19 protein-coding genes are annotated in these 21,976 nt (G+C 70.6%); 16 read left to right on the forward strand and 3 right to left on the reverse strand.

Annotation, left to right across the window (positions count from 1 at the left end; translation table 11 throughout):
- Positions 1-23 precede the first annotated feature (23 nt).
- The 11 genes from ACN6O8_RS14575 to ACN6O8_RS14625 all read left to right on the forward strand — a co-directional run bounded on the left by ACN6O8_RS14575 (position 24) and on the right by ACN6O8_RS14625 (position 12,578).
- Positions 24-923: an alpha/beta hydrolase gene (locus ACN6O8_RS14575; RefSeq protein WP_427991738.1), complete on the forward strand. Its 900-nt coding sequence runs from the start codon at positions 24-26 to the stop codon at positions 921-923.
- A 2-nt stretch (positions 924-925) separates the two neighbouring features.
- Positions 926-1,666 carry a hypothetical protein gene (locus ACN6O8_RS14580; protein ID WP_427991739.1) on the forward strand — a complete coding sequence of 247 codons (741 nt, stop codon included), beginning with the start codon at positions 926-928 and terminating at the stop codon, positions 1,664-1,666.
- A 67-nt stretch (positions 1,667-1,733) separates the two neighbouring features.
- Positions 1,734-2,666 carry an acyl-CoA desaturase gene (locus ACN6O8_RS14585; protein ID WP_427991740.1) on the forward strand — a complete coding sequence of 311 codons (933 nt, stop codon included), beginning with the start codon at positions 1,734-1,736 and terminating at the stop codon, positions 2,664-2,666.
- A gap of 2 nt (positions 2,667-2,668) precedes the next feature.
- Positions 2,669-3,934 (forward strand): NAD(P)/FAD-dependent oxidoreductase, encoded by a 1,266-nt coding sequence (locus ACN6O8_RS14590; protein WP_427991741.1) that lies wholly within the window; start codon positions 2,669-2,671, stop codon positions 3,932-3,934.
- The gene (locus ACN6O8_RS14595; protein ID WP_427991742.1) at positions 3,931-4,707 is read left to right on the forward strand and encodes a DUF1365 domain-containing protein; all 777 of its coding nucleotides are present in this window, start codon (positions 3,931-3,933) and stop codon (positions 4,705-4,707) included. Before ACN6O8_RS14590 ends, ACN6O8_RS14595 begins: the two co-directional genes overlap by 4 nt.
- A complete protein-coding gene (locus ACN6O8_RS14600; protein WP_427991743.1) occupies positions 4,704-5,978 on the forward strand; it encodes a class I SAM-dependent methyltransferase in 1,275 nt (424 codons plus the stop codon). The genes ACN6O8_RS14595 and ACN6O8_RS14600 overlap by 4 nt, the downstream gene beginning before the upstream one ends.
- On the forward strand, positions 5,975-6,490 hold the full coding sequence (locus ACN6O8_RS14605) for a DUF2878 domain-containing protein (protein ID WP_427991744.1): 516 nt from the start codon (positions 5,975-5,977) through the stop codon (positions 6,488-6,490). The genes ACN6O8_RS14600 and ACN6O8_RS14605 overlap by 4 nt, the downstream gene beginning before the upstream one ends.
- Positions 6,487-7,254 (forward strand): DUF1295 domain-containing protein, encoded by a 768-nt coding sequence (locus tag ACN6O8_RS14610; RefSeq protein ID WP_427991745.1) that lies wholly within the window; start codon positions 6,487-6,489, stop codon positions 7,252-7,254. The genes ACN6O8_RS14605 and ACN6O8_RS14610 overlap by 4 nt, the downstream gene beginning before the upstream one ends.
- 11 nt (positions 7,255-7,265) lie before the next feature.
- Positions 7,266-8,348: an SAM-dependent methyltransferase gene (locus tag ACN6O8_RS14615; RefSeq protein ID WP_427991746.1), complete on the forward strand. Its 1,083-nt coding sequence runs from the start codon at positions 7,266-7,268 to the stop codon at positions 8,346-8,348.
- Positions 8,349-8,359: 11 nt separating this feature from the next.
- Positions 8,360-8,878: a lipocalin family protein gene (locus ACN6O8_RS14620; protein WP_427991747.1), complete on the forward strand. Its 519-nt coding sequence runs from the start codon at positions 8,360-8,362 to the stop codon at positions 8,876-8,878.
- Between the two features lie 337 nt (positions 8,879-9,215).
- Positions 9,216-12,578 (forward strand): autotransporter domain-containing protein, encoded by a 3,363-nt coding sequence (locus ACN6O8_RS14625; RefSeq protein WP_427991748.1) that lies wholly within the window; start codon positions 9,216-9,218, stop codon positions 12,576-12,578.
- A gap of 37 nt (positions 12,579-12,615) precedes the next feature.
- Here ACN6O8_RS14625 and ACN6O8_RS14630 read toward each other — a convergent pair whose 3' ends face one another.
- Positions 12,616-13,527 (reverse strand): DMT family transporter, encoded by a 912-nt coding sequence (locus ACN6O8_RS14630; protein ID WP_427991749.1) that lies wholly within the window; start codon positions 13,525-13,527, stop codon positions 12,616-12,618.
- Between the two features lie 205 nt (positions 13,528-13,732).
- Here ACN6O8_RS14630 and dsbG point away from each other — a divergent pair, with 205 nt between their 5' ends.
- The gene (gene dsbG / locus ACN6O8_RS14635; protein WP_427991750.1) at positions 13,733-14,503 is read left to right on the forward strand and encodes a thiol:disulfide interchange protein DsbG; all 771 of its coding nucleotides are present in this window, start codon (positions 13,733-13,735) and stop codon (positions 14,501-14,503) included.
- Positions 14,504-14,638: 135 nt separating this feature from the next.
- Here dsbG and arsB read toward each other — a convergent pair whose 3' ends face one another.
- Together arsB and ACN6O8_RS14645 are read right to left on the reverse strand one after the other, a co-directional pair.
- The gene (arsB, locus tag ACN6O8_RS14640; RefSeq protein ID WP_427991751.1) at positions 14,639-15,715 is read right to left on the reverse strand and encodes an ACR3 family arsenite efflux transporter; all 1,077 of its coding nucleotides are present in this window, start codon (positions 15,713-15,715) and stop codon (positions 14,639-14,641) included.
- Between the two features lie 13 nt (positions 15,716-15,728).
- A complete protein-coding gene (locus tag ACN6O8_RS14645; protein WP_427991752.1) occupies positions 15,729-16,052 on the reverse strand; it encodes an ArsR/SmtB family transcription factor in 324 nt (107 codons plus the stop codon).
- Positions 16,053-16,209: 157 nt separating this feature from the next.
- Here ACN6O8_RS14645 and ACN6O8_RS14650 point away from each other — a divergent pair, with 157 nt between their 5' ends.
- From ACN6O8_RS14650 to pdeM, 4 genes are read left to right on the forward strand one after another with little or no spacing between them, the layout of a single operon-like run.
- Positions 16,210-17,214, forward strand: a complete 1,005-nt coding sequence (locus tag ACN6O8_RS14650; RefSeq protein ID WP_427991753.1) for a ligase-associated DNA damage response exonuclease — start codon at positions 16,210-16,212, stop codon at positions 17,212-17,214.
- A gap of 48 nt (positions 17,215-17,262) precedes the next feature.
- Positions 17,263-18,867: an ATP-dependent DNA ligase gene (locus ACN6O8_RS14655; RefSeq protein ID WP_427991754.1), complete on the forward strand. Its 1,605-nt coding sequence runs from the start codon at positions 17,263-17,265 to the stop codon at positions 18,865-18,867.
- The gene (locus ACN6O8_RS14660) at positions 18,864-21,317 is read left to right on the forward strand and encodes a ligase-associated DNA damage response DEXH box helicase (RefSeq protein ID WP_427991755.1); all 2,454 of its coding nucleotides are present in this window, start codon (positions 18,864-18,866) and stop codon (positions 21,315-21,317) included. The genes ACN6O8_RS14655 and ACN6O8_RS14660 overlap by 4 nt, the downstream gene beginning before the upstream one ends.
- Entirely contained in the window at positions 21,301-21,963 is a 663-nt protein-coding gene (pdeM, locus tag ACN6O8_RS14665; protein WP_427991756.1) for a ligase-associated DNA damage response endonuclease PdeM, read from the forward strand. The genes ACN6O8_RS14660 and pdeM overlap by 17 nt, the downstream gene beginning before the upstream one ends.
- Positions 21,964-21,976: the final 13 nt, after the last annotated feature.

The raw sequence follows: 21,976 nt of genomic DNA on the forward strand, positions 1-21,976 counted from the left end.
GGTGTCCCATTGCGGAGCCCCTCATGTCTTCCTGGATAACCGCAGGCCCGCGCGGCCCGCTTGCGATCGTGGTTCTGGCCGCGCTGGCCCTGGGCCTGCTGGCCGCCTGTTCCCCCCTGACGCTGCTGAACGGGGCTGTGCCCGACGACGCCCACCGCGTCTCGTCGGGGCTGGCCTATGGCCCGCTCGCGCGCCAGCGGCTGGACGTCTACCGCCCGCCCGACGCGGCGCAGGCGCCGGTGGTGGTGTTCTTCTACGGCGGCAGTTGGCGCAGTGGGGAGCGGGCCGACTACCGCTTCGTCGGCGACGCGCTGGCGGCGCGCGGCATCGTCGCGGTCATTGCCGACTACCGCGTCTATCCCGAGGCCGGCTACCCGGACTTTCTGCGCGACGCGGCCCTGGCGGTGGCCTGGACCCAGCGCCATATCGATGCCTATGGCGGCGACCCGCGGCGCGTCTTCGTCGCCGGCCACAGCGCCGGCGGCTACATCGCCGCCATGCTGGCGCTGGACGGGCGCTGGCTGGGGGGCGCCGGCTCCAGCCCCGCGGCGCTGGCGGGCTGGATCGGCCTGGCCGGGCCCTATGACTTCCTGCCCATCGTCGCGCGCGATGTGCGGCCGGTGTTTGGCTACCCGGACACGCCGGCCGACTCGCAACCCATCCACCATGTCACCCCCGATGCGCCGCCCGGCCTGCTGCTGACCGGCGCGGCCGATACCACGGTAGACCCGCGCCGCAACAGCGCCCGCCTGGCGGCCGCCCTGCAAACGGCCGGCGCCTGTGCGCGGCTGGTGACGTACCCCGACCTGGGCCACAAGCTGCTGGTGGGCGCGCTATCGCGGCCGCTGCGCTGGCGCGCGTCCGTGCTGGACGATCTGGACGCGTTCGTGGCCCGTCCCTGTCCGTCCCCCCAAGGAGAATGACGATGCGACGCCTGCTCGCGTTTCTGCTGCTGACTCCGCTGGCCGCCTCGGCCGCCAACGAGCACTACCTGGGCTACGCCTATGACAGCCGCGATGGCGCGGAGCGCTATCGCGAGGAACACTGGGTGGTGCGCGAGGGCGGCCGGCAAGAGCGGCTGGTGTTGTACCGCTGCCCCAGCGGCGCGGCGTTCGCGCGCAAATGGGTGCGCGGCGCGGTCGATGATCCCGCGCCGGATTTCGCCCTGTATGACCAGCGCGACGGCTATCGCGAAGGCGTCGATACCCGCCAGGGTACGCGCATCGTCTACGTGCAGGCGCGCGCCGGCGCCGCGATGCGGAGCCGGCCGCTGCCCGCCGTGGCCGACGCCGTGGTGGATGCCGGTTTCGACGCCTGGCTGCGCGCCAACTGGCAGCCGCCCGCCACCCCGCCGAATTTCCTGCTGCCCAGCCGGCTGGACTGGATGCCGCTGGCAGTGCAGGCGCGCGCCGCCGCCGGCCAGGGGGAACGCAGCTTCCGCCTGCGGCTCGATGCCTGGTATGGCTTCGCCGCGCCGGCCTTGCGCGTGACCTACGACAGCGCCAGCCGGCGCCTGCTGCGTTTCGAAGGGCCGAGCAACCTGCGCGACGGCAACGGCGGCACGCAGACCGTGCGCATCGAATTCCCGGCCGAGGCCGTCCGGCCGCCGCCCTCGGCGCAGGACCTGCAGGCGGCGGCCACGCCGCTGGTGTCGCGCTGCAACTAAGGGTTTTCCCTGTGCATCCGATACAACCCCGTACCCGTATATCCCGACACGTTTCACACAGGACACCATGATGCGCTCCGTTTTTACCGGCTGGACCGCTTCGATACGACGCTGGGTTGATACGCAGGCGCAGGACGCGCCGGGCGGCGATCCCGACCGCATCGACTGGACCCGCGCCTTGCCCTTCGCTTTGTTGCACGCCGGCTGCCTGGGGGCGCTGTGGACCGGCGTGTCGCCCGCGGCGCTGGCGCTGGCGGCGGCGTTGTACGCCGTGCGCATGTTCGCCCTGACCGGGTTCTACCACCGTTACTTCTCGCACCGCACCTTCCGCACCTCGCGCGGCATGCAACTGGTGTTCGCCGTGCTGGGCGCCTCCTGCGCGCAGCGCGGGCCGCTGTGGTGGGCGGCCCATCATCGCCATCATCACCGCCATGCCGACGACGAGCAGGACCTGCATTCGCCGCGCCGCCATGGGTTCTGGTGGAGCCATATGGGCTGGTTCCTGACGCGCCGCGCCTTCGCCACCGATCTGGCGCGCGTGCCGGATCTGCGCGGCTACGCCGAACTGCGCTGGCTCGACCGCTTCGACGCGGCGGTGCCGCTGGCATTGGCGCTGGGCTGCTACGGCCTGGGCGCGCTGCTGGAGCGCGTGGCGCCCGGCCTGGGCACCGACGGGCCGCAGATGCTGGTGTGGGGCTTTTTCATTTCGACGGTGGCGCTGTTCCACGCCACTGTCACCATCAATTCGCTGGCGCACCGCTACGGCAAGCGCCGCTACGACACCGCCGACGACAGCCGCAACAACGCCTGGCTCGCGCTGCTGACCTTCGGCGAGGGCTGGCACAACAACCATCACTTTTACCCGGGCTCGGCGCGGCAGGGATTCCGCGCTCGCGAGATCGACATCACCTGGTACGGCCTGCGCCTGCTGGCCGCCGCCGGCCTGATCTGGGACCTCAAACCCGTGCCGGCCTGGGCGCTGGCCGCCGCCAAGGAGTGAACATGCGCATCGCCATCATCGGTTCGGGCATCGCGGGACTGGTCTGCGCCTGGAAGCTGGGCCGCGACCACGACGTCACGCTGTACGAGGCCAACGACTACCTGGGCGGGCACACGCACACGCATGCGGTCGAGCAGGACGGCCGGCGCTACGAGGTCGACAGCGGTTTCATTGTCCACAATCCGCTCAACTACCCGCACTTCACGGCCCTGCTGGACGAATTGGGCGTGGCGTCGCAGCCCACCACCATGAGCTTTTCGGTGCACAAACAGGCCGACGGGCTGGCGTACAACGCCACTTCGCTGGACACGCTGTTCTGCCAGCGGCGCAACCTGCTGTCGCCGCGCTTTCTGGGCATGGTGCGCGATCTGCTGCGCTTTTACCGCCAGGCGCCCGGGTTGCTGGACGCGCCGGACCCGGGCCCGACCCTGGGCGAATATCTGGAGCAACACCGTTACGGCCAGGCCTTCCGCACCGATCACCTGATCCCGATGGCCTCGGCGCTGTGGTCGTCGCCGGCGGCCCGCATCCTGGAGTTCCCGGCGCGCTATCTGGTGCAGTTCATGGCCAACCACCAGATGCTGCGGATCAGCGGCCGGCCGCAGTGGCGCGTGGTGCGGGGCGGATCGCGCCGCTATATCGATGCGATGCGCCAGCGCTGGACGGTGCGCGAGCGGCTCAATTGCGCCGTGCGCGGCGTCAGGCGCCATGCCGCCGGCGTGCAGGTGGTCACGCGCGACGGCCAGGAACACCATGACGAAGTGATCTTCGCCTGCCACAGCGACCAGGCGCTGGCGCTGCTGGCCGACCCGACGCCGCAGGAGCGCGCGGTGCTGGGCGCCATCCCCTACCAGGACAACGACGTGGTGCTGCATACCGATGCGCGCCTGCTGCCGCGCCAGCGCAAGGCCTGGGCCGCCTGGAACGCCTACGTGCCGGCCGACCCGGCGGCACCCTGTTCGGTCAGCTATTGCATGAACCTGCTGCAGGGCATCACGTCGCCGCGGCCGTTCATCGTGACGCTCAACCGCAGCGAGGCCATCGATCCGGCGCAGGTGCTGGCGCGCATGCGCTATCACCATCCCGTGTACACCCACGAATCGGTGGCCGCGCAGGCGCGCCGCGCCGAGATCTCGGGCCGGCACCGCACTTGGTACGCGGGCGCCTACTGGGGCTGGGGCTTTCACGAGGATGGCGTGGCCAGCGCGCTGGACGTGGTGGGCGCCATCCTGGGGCGGCCCCGGGTCTGGGCGCGGGAGGCGGCATGAATCTGCAAAGCGCGGTCTACGAGGGCCGGGTGACGCACCGGCGTCATCTCCCGCACGCGCATGGCTTCGGCTACCGCATGGGCCAGCTCTACCTGGATCTGGACGAGATCGACCAGGTGTTCCAAGGCCGCTGGCTGTGGTCGGTGGAGCGGCCCAACCTGGCGCAGTGGCGCCGCGCCGACTACCTCGACGCGGATGGCGGGCTGCCGCTGGCGCAGGCGGTGCGGCAACGCCTGCGGGCGCATCTGGGCGACATGCCGGCCGGGCCCATCCGCCTGCTGGCGCATCCGCGCTACGCCGGCTACGTCTTCAATCCGGTGAGCTTTTACTACTGCTACGAAGCCGACGGCAGCACGCTGGCCGCGATCGTGGCGGAGATCACCAATACGCCGTGGAAGCAGCGCCATTGCGTGGTGCTGCCGGCCGCCGCCGCCGAGCGCGAGGGCGACGCGCTGGCCTGGCGCTTCGACAAGCGTTTCCACGTGTCGCCCTTCATGCCGATGGACTGCGCCTACGACTGGCGCTTCACCGCGCCGGCCGATGACCTGCGCGTGCACATGCGCGTCAGCCGCCAGGGCGTGGCGCAATTCGACGCGCGCCTGGATCTGCAACGCCGCGCGCTCGACGGCGCGGCGCTGGCGCGCCTGCTGTGGCGCTACCCGCTGATGACGCTGCAAGTCATCGGCGCCATCCATTGGCAGGCGCTGCGCCTGTGGCTCAAGCGCAATCCCGTCTACGACCATCCCCGCACGCCCAACGGAGAACCCCAATGAAACCCATGACGCCCACGGAACACGCTTCGATCGCGGCCAGCCGCCGCGCCGGCCCGCTCGACCGCCTGTTGCGCCAGCGCCTGTTCGCCAGCCTGGCGGCGCTGGACCACGGCCAATTGCTGATCGAGGACAGCCTGGGCAGCGTCACGCTGGGCCGCGGCGAGCCCTGCGTGCGCCTGACCGTCAGCGACCTGGGCTTCTACCGGCTGGTGGCCGCGCAAGGCAGTGTCGGCGCGGGCGAAGCCTACGGCGACGGCCTGTGGCGCTGTGACGACCTGGTCGGGCTGGTGCGCCTGCTGGTGCGCAACCGCGACACGCTGGACGCCATGGAGTCCGGGCTGGCGCGGCTGGCCGGCTGGGCGCTGCGGCGCTGGCACGCGGGCAACGCCAATACGCGCGCGGGCAGCCGGCGCAACATCGCCGCGCACTATGACCTGGGCAATGCCTTCTTCGGGCTGTTCCTGTCGGATGACCTGATGTATTCCTCGGCGCTGTGGGCCGACGCCGATGACACGCTGGAAGCGGCATCCCACCGCAAGCTGGAGACGATCTGCCGCAAGCTGGAACTGCGGCCCACGGACCGCGTGGTGGAAATCGGCAGCGGCTGGGGCGGCTTCGCGATCCACGCGGCGCGCCAGTACGGCTGCCATGTCACCACCGCCACGCTGTCGCGCGAACAACATGACCTGGCGGTCGAGCGCGTGCGCGCCGCCGGATTGCAGGGCCGTGTCGAGGTGGTGCTGCGCGACTATCGCGATCTGCAGGGTCAGTACGACAAGCTGGTGTCGGTGGAGATGATCGAGGCCGTTGGCGCGAACTTCCTGGAAACCTATTTCGCCAAGGTCGCCAGCCTGCTCGACCCGCGCGGCCGGGCGCTGATCCAGGCCATCACCATCGAGGATCACCGCTATCAGCAGGCGCTGGCGTCGGTGGATTTCATCAAGCGCCACATCTTTCCGGGCAGCTTCATCCCGTCCATCGAGGCCATGCTGCGCGCCAAGACGCGCGCCTGCGACCTGGCCCTGGTGCACCTGGAGGACTTCGGCCTGTCGTATGCGCGCACCCTGCAGGCCTGGCGCGAGCGTTTCCTGGCGCGCCTGCCCGAGGTGCGGGCGCAAGGCTTCGACGCGCGCTTTTGCCGCTTGTGGGAGTTCTATCTGGCGTATTGCGAAGGCGGCTTTCGCGAGCGCTCGATCGGCGTCGCGCACTTGCTGCTGACGCATCCGCAGGCGCGCGCCACGGGCGCCCGCTGGGTGCGGGAGGACGCATGATGCGCTTCTGGGCCAACCTGATCGGCTACCAGCTCGTGTGGTTCAGCGCCGTGATCGGCGCCGGCCGCGGCCTGGCCTGGCCGGGCGTGGCTGCCGCCCTGGCGTTCATCGCGGCGCAACTGGCGGCCTCGGCCACGGCGCGGGCCGATCTGCGGCTGGCCGGCGCCGCCGTGCTGTGCGGCGTGGCGCTGGATGGCACGCTGTCGGCGCTGGGCTGGGCGCGCTATGCCGCCGACGCCTGGCCCGCGCCGTACTGGATCCTGGCGTTGTGGGCGGCGTTCGCGCTGACGCTGAACCATTCGCTCGCCTACCTGCGTCCACGGCCCTGGCTGGCCTGTGTGTTCGGCGCGGTCGGCGGCCCGCTGGCCTATTGGGGCGCGGCTCGTGGCTGGCAGCCGGTGCAGTTCGAACCGCCGGCCTGGCGCGCCACCGCCGCGCTGGCGGCGGGCTGGGCGCTGGCATTGCCGGCGCTGACCGCCGGCGCGCGGCGCTGGGTCCGGGAGGCGTCATGACGGCCTGGCAACAATGGTTCTGCATCGCGGCCGCCATGATCGTCGCCATGGCGCTGGCCTGGCGCTGGCAGCGCCGCCGCGCCAACGCCGGCATCGTCGACGTGGTGTGGGCGCTCGGCATGGGCGCGGCCGCCGGGCTGATCGCCGCCACCGGCGCGGGCAGCCCCGCCGCCCGGTTGGCGCTGGCGCTGATGGCCGGCGTCTGGTCGTTGCGGCTGGCCTGGCACCTGTGGCGCCGCGTGCGCGAAGGCGAAGATGGCCGCTATCGCGCCCTGCGCGAACACTGGCACGGCCACCAGGGCAAGTTCTTCGGCCTGTTCATGTTCCAGGCCGGCCTGGTGATGCTGTTCTGCCTGCCGTTCCTGGCGGTCGGCGCCAGCCCGGCGCAAGGCTGGCCGGTGATCCTGGGCTTGTTGGTCTGGCTGGCGGCGCTGGCGGGCGAGGTGATCGCCGACCGTCAGCTCGACCGCTTCCGCGACGACCCCGCCCACCGGGGCCGGACTTGCCGCGAGGGGTTGTGGCGCTATTCGCGGCATCCCAACTACTTCTTCGAATGGTGCCACTGGTTCGGTTATGTGGCGCTGGCCTGGGGCTCGCCGCTGCAATGGCTGGCCTGGCTGGGACCGGTGCTGATGTACGTATTCCTGCGCTGGATCAGCGGCATTCCGTTCACCGAGCAACAGGCGCTGCGCACGCGCGGCGACGACTACCGCGACTATCAACGCCGCACGTCGGCCTTCTTTCCCTGGTTTCCCAAATCCTGACGAGGCACGCCATGACGACCGCCACCTTGCACGACACTCCCCTGGCCACCGATCGCCCCGCGCCCGGCCTGCTCGGCTTGGCCGAACGCGGCCTGCTGCCCGATGCGCTGCTGCGCCTGGGCATGCGGCGCCTGTGCGCCCAGCGCCTGGCGCAGGAATATGCCGGCGGCATCGAGGCCTGGACCGAGCGCGACCGCCAGCTCATCGCCGGGCTGCGCGCCAGCGCCGTCGCCCTCCATACCGACGCCGCCAACGCCCAGCACTACGAGCTGCCGACCGCTTTCTTCCAGTTGTGCCTGGGCGCGCGGATGAAGTATTCGAGCTGCTACTACCCGACCGGCGGCGAAACCCTGGACCAGGCCGAGACCGCCATGCTGCGCCTGTACGGCGAGCGCGCCGGGCTGGCCGACGGCCAGGACATCCTGGAGCTGGGCTGCGGCTGGGGCTCGCTGACCTTGTGGATGGCCGAGCAGTTCCCCAACGCGCGCATCACGGCGGTGTCGAACTCCGCCACCCAGCGCCAGCACATCGAGGCGCGCTGCCGCGAGCGTGGCTGGTCGCACGTGCGGGTCGTCACGTGCGACGTCAATGTGCTGGCGCTGCCGGCCGCCGCCTACGACCGCTGCGTCTCGGTGGAAATGTTCGAGCACATGCGCAACTACGAGGACCTGCTGGCGCGCATCGCCCAGTGGCTGCGGCCCGGCGGCAAGCTGTTCGTGCACATCTTCGCGCACCGCGAACGCGCCTATCCGTTCGAGACCGAGGGGGCCGATAACTGGATGGGGCGGCATTTCTTCACCGGCGGCATCATGCCGTCGGCGCATACCTTGCTGCACTTCCAGCGCGACCTGCGGCTGGAGGAACGCTGGTTCCTCGACGGCACGCACTACGCCCGCACCGCCAACCACTGGCTCGCCAACCAGGACGCGCGGCGCGACCAGGCGCTGGCGGTGCTGGCGCAGGCCTATGGCGCGCCGCTGGCCGGCCTGTGGCACCAGCGCTGGCGCATGTTCTGGATGGCGTGCGCCGAGCTCTTCGGCTACGACGACGGCCAGCAATGGGGCGTGGCGCACTACCGCTATACGCGGCCCTGAGGAGAACGATCATGCTGCGCACCCTGTGTATCGGCCTAGCCGCCCTGCTGGCCGGCTGCGCGTCGCCGCCACCGATGCCGCCGGTGGCGCAGGTGGACCTGGATCGCTTCATGGGCGACTGGTATGTGATCGCGCATATCCCCAGTTGGCCCGAGCGCAACGCCTACGATGCGGTGGAAAGCTACCGCCGGCTGCCGGACGGCCGGGTGCAGACCGACTTCCGCTACCGTGATGGCAGCTTCGATGCGCCGGTCGACACCATGCACCCGGTGGCCACCGTGCGTCCGGGCACCGGCAACGCGGTCTGGGGCATGCAGTTCATCTGGCCGATCAAGGCCGAATACGTCATCGCCTACCTGGACGAGGGCTACCAGACCACCATCATCGGCCGTTCCAAGCGCGATTACGTCTGGATCATGGCGCGGGTGCCCTGCCTGGACGACGCGGTCTACGCCGATCTGCTGCGCAGGGTGACGGCCCTGGGCTATACGGAACCCCCGCGCAAGGTGCCGCAGCGCTGCTCCCGGTGACGGCAGGCCGGCGCCGCGATGTTCCCTTAAGGACTTGAAATGAAAGAAAAATCGATGCGGGCTTAAGCGCGGGCGCCTGGTGTCGTCAATGGCTTTGGAACCTTTTCGAAAGGAATGTTACTTAGCGGGTTAATTTTCCCGGTTTCCAAGGCCCATTGTGAAAAGAAAAACCTCGATTTCCCCCGCCTTCCATGCCGGCGTGTGGCCCTGTTCGCTTTCGCTCATCGCCGCGTTGCTCGCGGGCGTCACCGCCAATGCGCAGGCGCAGGGGATACCGCATGTCTGGATCGCGGGCGGCGGCGCCGATACCCGATGGAGCACGGGCGGCAATTGGGATATGTCGTCCCCGCCCGGGGCGGGCGACGATGTCTACATCGGCAATTCGGCGTCCCTGCAAACCGTGCGGCTGGATGGCGCGCAGCAGGTCGGGCTGTTCTACCTGGGCACCTCGGGCAGCGCCACGCTCGATTTCGATCCCGCCGCGAGCCTGCAGACCAATCTGAGCATCCTGTCCAACAGCGCCACTTCCCAGGTCTCCATGAACCTGGCCGGGGGCCAGTCGTGGACGGATACCTCGTTGTCCATCATCGGTAATTTCGGCCGGGCGCAGGTGTCGCTGTCCGACGGCGCCTCGTTCAACGGCGTTCGGGTCTACCTGGGAAGCGAACGCGGCGCGCACGGCACTCTGCAATTGCGCGACCGGGCCTCAGCGACCCTCACGGCGCTGGAAATCGGCGCATCGGGCACCGGGCTGCTCTCCGCCGCGGACAGGGACACGCTGCTGCAGACCGGTTCCGCGGTGCTTGCGACCGGCGCGGGATCCAGCGGCTCGGCGACCTTGGCGAACGAGGCGCGATGGATCGTCTCCAATCAGTTGACGGTTGGCAGCCAGGGCGAGGGCAGCGTCAGTGTGGCCTCCGGCGCGCAACTGACCTCGCAGGGCCAGGTGATCATGGGCCTGTACGCCGGCAGCCGGGGCGACATCATGGTCACCGACCGCAATTCCCTTTTCAGCACCTCCGGCACCCTGTTCGTGGGCGCGCGAGGCACGGGCCTGATCACGATTGAAAACCAGGGCGCGATGGTCGCGGGCGACACCGTGCTGGGCCGGGGCGGTTCGGCCAACGGCGGCATCGTGCTCAGGGGGGGCGGCACGACGATGGGGGTCAATACCCTCACCATCGGCGGCGACCGCACCGATACCGGCGCCGTGGCGGCCGTGGGCCGTCTGGACATCAGCGACGGCGCCAAGGCCACCACGGCCCAGGTCCGGCTGGGCGACGCGGTCAACGCCAGCGGCACGCTGACCCTGACCGACACGGGCTCGTCACTGACCTCCAGCGACCGGATCAGCGTCGGCTATGCCGGCACCGGCTCGCTGGTCATGACGCGCGGCGCGGCGTTGACGGCGCAAGGCATGTTGATCGGCCATGAGGCCGGTTCGTCCGGCTCCGCCACCCTGGACGGGGCCGGCACGCGCCTGAACAGCGCCGGCGTCGTGTACGTGGGCAACGTCGGCAACGGCACCCTGCAGATGAGCGGCGGCGCGCGCCTGGACAGCACCGACGGCTACGTCGGCACCGAAAACGGTTCCAACAGTAGTGCCACGCTCAGCGGTGGCGCGGCCTGGGTGAACAGCGGCGACTTCTTCGTCGGCCACAACGCCGGCGCCCGGGGCGCGGCCGTGGTCGCCGGCGGCGCCCGCGTCGAAAGCCGCTATGGCATCCTGGGCGATCTGAACGGCGCCAACGGCACGATGCTCGTCACGGGCGCCGGTTCGCTCTGGCAGACCTCCAACGACATGAACGTCGGCCGTCTGGGCCAGGGCGAAATGACCCTGGCCGATGGCGGCACGGCGCGCGCGCCCGTGATCTACATCGCCAACAACGCCGGCTCGCGCGGCGTGCTCAACGTCGGCGCCGCGGCGGGCGCGGCGCCGGCGGCCGCCGGTGTGCTGGACACCCCGCGCGTGCACCTGGGCGCGGGCGACGGCCGGCTGGTATTCAATTTCGCCGGCGCGCCGCTGGTCTACGGCGGCAAGATTTCCGGCCGGGGGGCCGTCGATCTGTACGCCGGCAACCTGGTGTTGACCGGCGCCAGCACCAATACCGGCCCGACCACCGTGCGCGGCGGGTCCCTGGCGGTGAACGGCAGCCTGGCCGGGCCGGTTCAGGTGCAGACCGGCGGCGTCCTCGGCGGCAGCGGCACCGTGGGCCCGACCACGGTGGCGGCCGGCGGGGTGTTGGCGCCCGGCAATTCGATCGGCACGCTTACCGTCAACGGCGACCTGAGGCTGGCGTCCGGCTCGGTCTATCGCGTCGAAGCCGAACCGGCGGGCACCCAGAGCGATCGCGTCGACGTGCGCGGCACCGCGTATCTTGGCGGCTCGGTGCTGCACGTGGGCCCGCAAGGCGACTTCACCCCCAACCAGCGCTACACGATACTGACCGCCAACGCGATCTCGGGCCGCTTCGACAGCGTGGCTTCCAACTACGCCTTTCTCGATCCGGCCTTGAGTTACGACGGCGGCGCGGTCAGCCTGCAGCTGGATCAGACCCGTTCGTTCGCCAGCGCCGGCGCCACGGGCAACCAGCGCGCGGTCGGCGCGGCGCTCGACAGCCTGCCGCAAGGGCACACGCTGCGGCGCTACGTATCGACCTTGCCTGCCGGCCAGCCGCAAGCCGTGTTCAACAGCCTGTCGGGCGAAGCCCATGCCAGCGTCAGCGGTTCGCTGGCCCAGGGCGCGGCCACCTTGCGCGCGTTGCCGATGACGCGGCTGCGCGCCAATCTGCAAGCCGGCATGCTGCCGGGGGCGCCCACGGCGCAGGCGGGCGGCACCTTGCCGCAAGGCGCGCTGCCCTCATCGGCCGCCTTGCCCGCCTGGGCCGAGGTGGTGGGCGGCTGGCAGCGCTTCGATGGCGACGGCAACGCGGCGCGCCTGCGCCAACATACCGGCGGCGTGTTCGTCGGGGCCGACCAGGCTGTTGGCGCGGGCTGGCGCCTGGGCGGCGCGGTGGGCTTCACCGATACCCGGGCCAAGGTCGATGACCGCAGCAGCCAGGCGGACATCGGCAGCTACAGCGCCCTGGTCTACGGCGGCAAGTCGTTCGCCGCCGCCAGCGGCGCCTGGAACCTGCTGGCCGGCGCGGGCTACACCTGGCACGACATTTCCACCCGGCGCCAGGCGGCCAGCCAGGCCGACCCGTTGACGGCCGATTACGGCGCCAGCACCGCGCAACTGTTCTCCGAGCTGTCCTATGCGTGGGCGGCAACCCCGGGCTTCACGCTCGAACCGTATGCCGGACTGGCCTGGAGCGACCTGCGCACGCGCGGCTTCCGCGAAACCGGCGGCGCCGCGGCGCTGACGGGCCAGTCATCGCGCCAGCAACAGACCCAGACTTCGCTCGGTCTGCGCGCGCGCCAGGATGTCGAACTGGGCGGCCGGCAAGGGCGGGTGACCGCCATGCTGGGCTGGCGCCATGCTTTTGGCGACGTGAATGCGACGACCCGGCTGGCGTTCGACGCCAGCCAGCCGTTCACGGTGGCCGGCACGTCCATTGCACGCGACGCCGCCCTGGTGGGATTGGGCGCCGACATGGCCCTTGGGCGCAACAGCAGCGTCGGCCTGTCCTACGACGGCCAGTTCGCGCGCGGCAGCCGCGAGCATGCCGCGAACGTGCGCGTGGCGTGGCGGTTCTGAGCCGTCGATAGCCATCGCCACGCCGGGCCGGCCCGTTTCAGCCGGCCCGGCGCCGCCCCAGGTGCATGAGCGCCATGCCCGAGATGGCGAGCGCGGCGCCGATGAACAGGCTGCCGGGCGTGGGCTCGCCCAGCCACAGGCTGGAGAACAGCACGCCGAATACGGGCACCAGCGTGATGTAGCCGGAGGCGGCGCCGGCGCCCAGCGCCTTGACGCCTTCGAAGTACCAGGCGTAGGCGATGGCGGTGGCGCCGAACGCCAGCGCCAGCACGCTGGTCCAGGCATTGAGCGGCGCATCGCCCAGCGCCCGCCAGGCCGCGCTGCCCTCGAAGGCCAGGCTCGCCAGCAGCAGCATCAACGCGCCGATCACGGTGGTGACGGTGGTGGTGGTCAGCGCGTCCACGCCCTTGAGCACCAGCCGCCCGATCAGGGTATAGGCCACCCAGCAGGCCACGCAGCCGAGCAGCAGCAACTCACCGACGCCGAGCGCGCCCGGCAGGGTGGCGCCCGCGCCGCCGCTGATCGCGATGTAGGCGCCGATGGCCGACAGCACCATGCCCGTCAGGATGGCGGGGTTCAGGCGCTCGCGGAAAAGCAGCGCGGCCAGCAACAGCGTGGCGCCTGGATTGAGCGTCACCACGATGGCGGCGCGGCCGGCCGGCACCAACTGCAGGCTCAGCATGAAAAAGCTGGAGTAACCGAACACGCCCGCCAGGGCGGCGGCGCTCAGGCCGAGCCACTGGTTGCGGGTCAGCTTCTTCAGGTCGCGCAGCGCCGAGGCGCGATGCATCCACAACAGCAGCGCCACGCTGGCGAACAGGAATCGCAGGCTGGCCGCGGCCAGCGGCGCCATCGACTGGGCCACGACCTTGCCCCAGGACCACGACGCGCCCCACAGCGCCGCCATGCCGACCAGGCGCAGGTGCGTGGCCATCAATGTGTTTTTCATGTGTCGTTCGCAGCCAGGCGGCAAGGGTCGCGCCAGGCGCGACGGGGCAAGGGGAATGCGTCGATAGGGCCGGGGGCACTCGATCGCGAGCGGGATTTTAGCTGGCTGCCACGAATACGCGATCGCGCGGCCGGCACGCGCGCAGCTCAGCGCTGCCAGTATCATTGGCGCCTTTGGCACTGTCCGGCAAAGTTCAGGAGTCCCCATGATTCGTTCGCGTGCGCCCCGCCGTTTTCTTTTCGCCCTGGCGGCCTGGCTGGCCGCCGCTGGCGCCCAGGCCGCGCCGGATCGGCCCGCCGTGCTCAAGGCGCTTGAGGCGCGCGGCCTGCGCGTGGTGCAGGAGTTCAAGATCGACGGCGATCTGCGCGCCTTCGCGGGCGTGGCCGGCGACCAACCCGTGGCTATCTATGTGACCCCGGACGGCAACGCCATCGTCGGCGCGCGCCTGGACGCGCAGGGCAAGCCCCTGGACGATGCCAGGATCGAGGCCTTGGTGACCAAGCCGATGGGCGAGCAGGCCTGGGCGCAATTGGAGAAATCGGCCTGGGTGCTGGACGGCAGGAAAGACGCGCCGCGCGTCATCTACACCTTCAGCGATGCCAATTGCCCCTATTGCCACAAGTTCTGGGAAGCCGCGCGGCCATGGGTCGATGCCGGCAAGGTGCAATTGCGGCACGTGATGGTGGGCGTCATCCGCGAGGACAGCCCGGCCAAGGCCGCGGCCATTCTGGGCGCCGCCGACCCGACCGCCGCGTTGCTGGAAAACGAACGCCAGTTCGACGCGGGTGGCATTGCGCCCGCCACGCGCGTTCCGGACAACATCGCCAAGGTGCTCGATGACAATCAGGCGTTGATGGTGTCGTTGGGCTTTCGCGGCACGCCCGGCATCGTTGTGCGTGACGCCGCCGGGGCGCTGAAAAAGTACAACGGCCTGCCGCAGGCCGCCGAACTGGACAAGGTGTTCGGACCGCGCTGACGCAAGGCGCGTCTAGCCGGTCGGATCGACGCTTGCCGCATCCGTGCCGACAGGGCCTGCGCGCTTTCCTGGCGTTCGCTGGCATCCAGCGCCTGGAACAGGCGGGCATCGAGATTGGGCAGGTCGGTCATCGGGTCAGACACGCCGGCCTCCCGCGTCGTACCAGTCGCGGCTGCGATTGACGAGGCGCACCACCAGCAGCATCACCGGCACCTCGATCAACACACCCACCACGGTCGCCAGCGCCGCGCCGGATTGGAAGCCGAACAGGCTGATGGCGGCCGCCACCGCCAGCTCGAAGAAATTGGACGCGCCGATCAAGGCCGACGGGCAGGCGATGCTGTGGCGCTCGCCGAGGCGGCGATTGAGCCAGTACGCCAAGCCCGAATTGAACAGCACCTGGATCAGAATGGGCACCGCCAGCATGGCGATCACCAGCGGCTGGCGGAGGATGGCCTGGCCCTGGAACGCGAACAGCAGCACCAGCGTCAGCAACAGCGCGGCCATCGACAGCGGGCCGATCCGTGCCAGCGCGGCGTCGAAAGCGGCCTGCCCGCGCCGCAGCAGCGCGCGCCGCCACAGTTGCGCCAGCAGCACCGGGATCACGATGTACAGTCCCACCGACACCAGCAGCGTGTCCCAGGGCACCGAGATGGACGACAGGCCGAGCAGCAGGCCGACGATGGGCGCGAAGGCGAACACCATGATGGTGTCGTTGAGCGCGACCTGTGACAGGGTGAACGCCGGGTCGCCGCCGGTTAGCCGGCTCCACACGAACACCATGGCGGTGCAAGGCGCGGCGGCCAGCAGGATCAGGCCGGCGATGTAGCTGTCGAGCTGAGCGGGCGGCAGCCAGTCGGCGAAGACGTGGCGGATGAACAGCCAGCCCAGGAACGCCATCGAGAACGGCTTGACCGCCCAGTTGATGAACAGTGTCACGCCGATGCCGCGCCAGTGCCGGCCCACCTGGCCCATGGCGGCGAAATCCACCTTCAGCAGCATGGGGATGATCATCACCCAGATCAGGAATCCGACCGGCAGGTTGACCTGCGCGAATTCCAGGCGGCCGATCGCCTCGAACAGCCCCGGCAGCACGTGCCCGAGCGTTACGCCCAGCACGATGCACAGGAATACCCAGAGGGTGAGATAGCGTTCGAAGCGGTTCAGGCCGGCGGGCGCGCGGGGCGCGGCGGCGGTTTGCGGCGAGGGCATGGCAACGCTCCGGTCAGCAGTTGGCGCAGGCGCCCGGGTTGACCGCGCACGGTTCGCCCTGGCAGCAATGCTCGGTGAGATAGCCCAGCAGGCCGTTCATGTGGGCGTAGTCGGCGCGGTAGATCAGGTTGCGGCCCTGCTGCTCCACGCTGACCAGGCCGGCGTGCGCCAGCGCTTTCAAGTGGAACGACAGCGCGTTGCGGGCGACGCCGAGCTGGTTCGCCAGGACGCTGGGGGTGAGGCCGGGAAGGCCTGCGACCACCAGCGCGCGGAACGTGCGCAAGCGTTGGGCGTGGGCAAGGGCGCCCAGGGCGGAGACGATCTGTTCTTCATTCATTGTTCAATAGTACAACGATTATTGAATGGTTGGGAAAGGCGCGGAATCAGCCCGGCGGCCGGACGCGGGCGAGCACGCCGTTCGCGGTATAACTGTGCGATGCCCAGGCGGCACCGCTCGCCCGGCGCGCGCCGCGTCCACCCGATCGGGAGAGCCCATGGCCGACATCGTCCAGTTGCGTCCGGAAGGTCTGTATTGCCCCGCGGGCGGGTTTTACATCGACCCCTGGCGTCCCGTGGCGGTGGCCGTGCTCACCCATGGCCATGGCGACCATGCCCGCGCTGGCATGGGTTGCTACCACACCAGCGCCGAGGGGCTGCCCATCCTGCAATGGCGGTTGCGCGAGCAGGACTACCGCGTTCACGCCTACGGCGAACCCTTCACGCTGGGCGCGGCGCGGGTCTCGCTGCATCCGGCCGGCCACGTGCTGGGCTCGGCGCAGGTCCGCATCGAGGTCGATGGCCAGGTCTGGGTCGTCTCGGGCGACTACAAGCGCCAGCCGGATCCCACCTGCAGTCCGTTCGAGGCGGTGCCGTGCGACACGTTCATCACCGAAGCCACCTTTGGCCTGCCGATCTACCGCTGGCCCAGCGCCGCTCAGGTGGCGCGCGACATCGTCGATTGGCGCGACCATTGCGCCGCGCGCGGCGAGGCGGCGGTTCTCTATTGCTATGCGCTGGGCAAGGCGCAGCGCCTGCTGGCCGAGCTGATCCCATACGTCGACCGGCCGGTCTATCTGCACGGCGCGATTGCCGCGGGCGTGGACGTCTACCGCGAGGCCGGCGTCGCGCTGGCCGAGACGCGCCCGGTCATCGACGCGGACGGCGCGCCGGCGGCCGCGGGCACGGGGTTTGCGGGTGAACTGATCCTGGCGCCGCCCTCGGCGGCCGGCAGCGCGTGGCTGCGGCGTTTCCGCAAAGCGCAGCACGGCTTTGCCTCCGGCTGGATGCGACTGCGCGGCAACCGGCGGCGGCGCAACATGGATCGCGGCTTTGTGGTATCGGATCATGCGGACTGGCCCGACCTGTTGCGCACCATCGGCCAGACCGGCGCCAGCCGTGTCATCGCCACGCATGGCGACACCGATGCGCTGGTGCGCACGCTGAACGACTCGGGCATCGCCGCCGAGACGCTGGCCACGCAGTATGGCGAAGACGACTAGGACGGCGCGCCGCGCCATTTTCATCGGGACAGGGGAACGGATCCAGGCATGAAGCGATTCGCGGCGTTGTATCAGGAACTGGATCGCAGTACCGCCACCTTGGACAAGCGCGCCGCGCTGGTGGCGTACTTCCGCGACGCGCCGCCGCGCGATGCGGCCTGGGCCTTGTACCTGCTGGCGGGCGGCAAGATCACCAGCGCGCGCCGCAAGATCGCGGCGGTCGGCGAATTGCGTGCCTGGGTCGCGAGCGCATCCGATACCGCGCCATGGCTGGTGGACGCCTGCTATGACCAGGTCGGGGATTTGGCCGAAACCCTGGCCCTGCTGATCCCCGATCCCGCCATTGCCACGCCCGAGCGCGGGCTGGCCGACTGGATCGAGGACGTCCTGGTGCCGGTCGCCAATCGCGACGAAGCCGAGCGCCGCGAGGTCATCGTCGCGGCCTGGCGCGGCCTGCCCTATATCGAACGCCTGGTCTTCAACAAGCTGCTCACCGGCGCGCTGCGCGTGGGGGTGTCGCAGCGCATGGTGCAGCAGGCGCTGGCCGAATTGTCGGGCGTGTCGATCGCGCGCATTGCCCAGCGCATGCTGGGGGCGTGGTCGCCCAGCCCCGCGTTCCTGCGCGACCTGCTCAGCGCCGGGGAACTGCCGGGCGACCGGCAGCAGCCCTATCCATTCTTTCTGGCCTCGCCGCTGGAAGGCGACCCGGCGCTGCTGGGGCCGATAGACGACTGGCTGCTCGAATGGAAATGGGATGGCATCCGCGCGCAGTTGATCCGCCGCCGCGGCGAGGTGGCGCTGTGGTCGCGCGGCGAAGAGCGGCTGGACGGCCGCTTTCCCGAAGTCGAGGCGGCCGCGGCGGCGCTGGCGGTGGATTGCGTCGTCGACGGCGAACTGCTGGCCTGGCAGGAAGACGGCGCCGACCCGATGCCGTTCGCGGCCCTGCAGACCCGCATCCAGCGGCTCAGGCCCGGGCCCAAGTGGCTGGCCGAGGCGCCGGTGCGGCTGCTCGCTTACGACCTGTTGGAACTGGATGGCGCCGATCTGCGCGAGCTGCCGCAGGCCGCGCGCCGCGCGCGCCTGGAAGCGCTGCTGCGCGAGCGCGCCGACTCGCGCCTGGGCCTGTCGCCGCTGGTGGCGCCGGCCAGTTGGGACGAGGCCCGCGTGTTGCGCGCGCAATCGCGCGAACGCGGCGTCGAGGGCTTTATGCTCAAGCGCCGCGGCGCGCCCTACCAGAGCGGCCGGCGGCGCGGCGACTGGTGGAAGTGGAAGATCGATCCGCTCACCATCGACGCCGTGCTGCTGTACGCGCAGTCCGGCCACGGCCGCCGCAGCACGCTCTATACCGACTACACCTTCGGCCTGTGGGATGGCGACGCGCTGGTGCCCATCGCCAAGGCCTACTCGGGCCTGGATGACAAGGAGATCCTCGAACTGGACCGCTGGCTGCGCGCCCACACGCGCGAACGCTACGGGCCGGTGCGCGCGGTCGATACGGTGCAAGTGTTCGAGCTGGGCTTCGAGGGCGTCAACCTGTCAAAGCGGCACAAGTCGGGCGTGGCGCTGCGTTTTCCCCGGATCCTGCGCTGGCGCCACGACAAGCGCGCCGACCAGGCCGACCGGCTCGACACCCTCAAGGCGCTGGCCCGATGAGCGCCGCGCGGCGGGACGGCCCATTGCTGGCGTGGTTCGCGGCGCGCGGCTGGAAGCCCGCCGCGTTCCAGCGCGAAACCTGGCGCCGCTATCTGGCGGGCGAATCGGGTCTGCTGCACACGCCCACCGGCAGCGGCAAGACCCTGGCGGCCTTCGGCGGCCCGCTGCTGGAGGCGCTGGCCGAGGCGCCGCCGGCGCGGGCGGCGGGCGAGGGGCCGCGCGTGCTGTGGGTCACGCCGCTGCGGGCGCTGGCCGCCGACACCACCCGCGCCCTGACGCAGACGGCGGCCGGCCTGGGCCTGGCTTGGACGGTGGCGCTGCGCACTGGCGACGCCAGCGCGCGCGACAAACGCCTGGCGCGGCAGGGCAAGGCGCAGGTGCTGGTGATCACGCCCGAGTCCCTGGCGCTGCTGCTGTCCTACGCCGACGCGTCGCAGCGCTTTCGCGCCCTGCGCTGCGTCGTGGTGGACGAATGGCACGAGCTGCTGGGCAACAAGCGCGGCGTCTTGCTGCAGCTTTGTCTCGCGCGTTTGCGGCGCCTGTCACCGGCGGCGCGGACGTGGGGCCTGTCGGCCACGCTGGGCAATCTGGAGCAGGCCCGCTCGGTGCTGCTGCCGCACGCGCCCGGCAGCGCGCTGGTGGCCGGCGCGCGCCCGCGCAAGATCCGGATATCGACACTGCTGCCCGAACGCAGCCGCGCCCTGCCATGGGCGGGACACCTGGGGCTGTCCCAGTTGGAACGGGTCTTCAAGCGCCTGTTCGAAGTGCGTGCCACGCTGTTGTTCACGAACACCCGCGCGCAGGCCGAGTTATGGCATCGCGCGTTGGAATCGATCTGGCCCGAGGCCCCGGACACGCTGGCGCTGCACCACGGGTCGCTCGATCCCAAGTTGCGCGCGGCGGTGGAGCAGGGTTTGCGCGATGGCTCGGTGCGCTGCGTGGTGGCCACCTCCAGCCTGGACCTGGGGGTGGATTTCCCGGCGGTGGATCAGGTCTTGCAGATCGGCAGCCCCAAGGGCGTGGCGCGCTTGTTGCAGCGCGCCGGCCGCGCCAGGCACCGGCCGGGCGAATCCGGCAACGTGGTGTGCGTGCCGGCGCAGGCGCTTGAATTGATCGAGTATGCCGCCGCCCGCCAGGCGATCGCGCGCGGCGCGATCGAATCCCGGCCGCCGCCGGTCGGCAGCCTGGACGTGCTGGCCCAGCACGCGGTCACGCTGGCGCTGGGGGGCGGCTTCGATGCGGACGCGCTGTACCAGGAAGTGCGCGGCACGCATGCCTATGCCGCGCTCGACAGCGCGACCTGGCAGGCGGTGCTGGATTTCATCGTGCAGGGCGGGCGCGCGCTGGCCAAGTATCCGGACTATCAACGCGTCGTGCGCGACGATGACGGACGCTATCGGGTGCATGACCGGCGCATCGCGTTGCGCCATCGCCTGTCCATCGGCACCATCACCGCCGACGGCGCCGTGGCCGTGAAGTATCTGCGCGGGGGCAGCCTGGGCTCGGTCGAAGAAGGCTTCCTGGCGCGCCTGCGACGCGGCGACCGCTTCCAGTTCGCCGGCCGCACGCTGGAGCTGGTGCGGCTGGAAGGCATGGTCGCCTACGTGCGGCGCGCCAAGGGCGGCGATGGCCCGGTCGCGACCTGGCAGGGCGGCCGCATGCCCTTGTCGACGCAGTTGGCTGCCGAGGTGGAAAGCCTGTTCTCGCATCCCGGTCCGCACGCCGAGATGCGCGCGGTGGCGCCGCTGCTGCGGATCCAGGCGCAGGCCAGCGCGCTGCCGGATCGCGGCCGGCTGGTGGCCGAGCGCATCGCCACGCGGCGCGGCCTGCATCTGTTCCTGTTCCCCTTCGCCGGGCGCGCGGTGCACGAAGGCATCGCGGCCATGATCGCCTTGCGCTGGGGGCGGCGGCAGCCCAATACGATTTCCTACACGGTCAACGACTACGGGCTGATGCTGACCCTGGCCGAGCCGGCCGCGCTGGACGCGGCGCTGCTGCGCGAACTGCTCAGCCCCGACCACATGGCCGAGGACCTGCGCGACGGCGTCAACCTGGGCGAGATGGCGCGCCGCCAGTTCCGCGAGATCGCGCGCGTGGCCGGGCTGCTGACGCCGTCATTGCCCGGGCAGGCGGCGCGCTCGTTGCGGCAGGTACAGGCATCCAGCGGGCTGCTCTACGATGTGCTGCGCCGCTACGATCCGGATCACCTGCTGCTGGCGCAGGCCGAGCGCGAGGTCTTTGCATTGCAGTTGGAAGCGCCCCGCCTGCTGGCGGCGTTGCACGACTGCCGGCGCCGCGAACTGGCGCTGTGCGAGCCGCGCACGCTGACGCCCTTGTCGTTCCCCCTTTGGACGGAAAGCCTGCGCGGGCAACTGAGCACCGAGACCTGGCAGGCGCGGGTCAGGCGCGCCGCGCAGCAACTGGAGAAACGCTATGAGCGCCTCGCCTGAGGGCGCGCTGGAGGTGGCGCTGGGCGGCGAACCCATGTGGCTGCTGGGGACGCGGGCCTTGTTCTGGCCCGCGCGTTCGCGCCTGATCATCGCCGACCTGCACCTGGGCAAAAGCCAGGTGTTCCGGCGCGCGGGCATCGCCGTGCCGAGCGGCGCCACACGGGGCGACCTGGACCGCCTGGCGCAGGTGGCGGCGCTCACGGCCGCGCGCGAACTGTGGATTGTGGGCGACCTGTTGCATGGGCCTGTGGCACAGGCGGGCTGGCGCGACACCTGGACACAATGGCGGCAAGCCCATGCCGCCCTGGACGTGGCCGTGCTGGCGGGCAACCATGACCGGGCGCTGGATGGCCCGGCATTCGGCGTGCGCCAACTGGGCCAGGCCCACGTCGACGCCCCGTTCCTGTTCAGCCATCTCCCGCGTCGCGGGCCGAACGGCCTGCATGTCATTGCCGGCCATGTGCACCCGAAGACGTCCGTGCGCGGCGTGCCGCGCAGTTGGCCGGCGTTCTGGCTGCGCGCGGGCATCACGGTCTTGCCAGCGTTCTCGGATTTCACTGGCGGCCATCCGGTCGGCGGTGACGGCGGGCGCATCGTCGCCTGCGTGGAAGGCGCCGCCATCGAGGTCGGCGGCCATCGGCGTTGACCGGGGCCGGGGA

Origin of the sequence: Achromobacter sp., assembly GCF_050285565.1 — a bacterium.
In the GTDB taxonomy this organism is placed as follows: Bacteria; Pseudomonadota; Gammaproteobacteria; order Burkholderiales; family Burkholderiaceae_B; genus Achromobacter.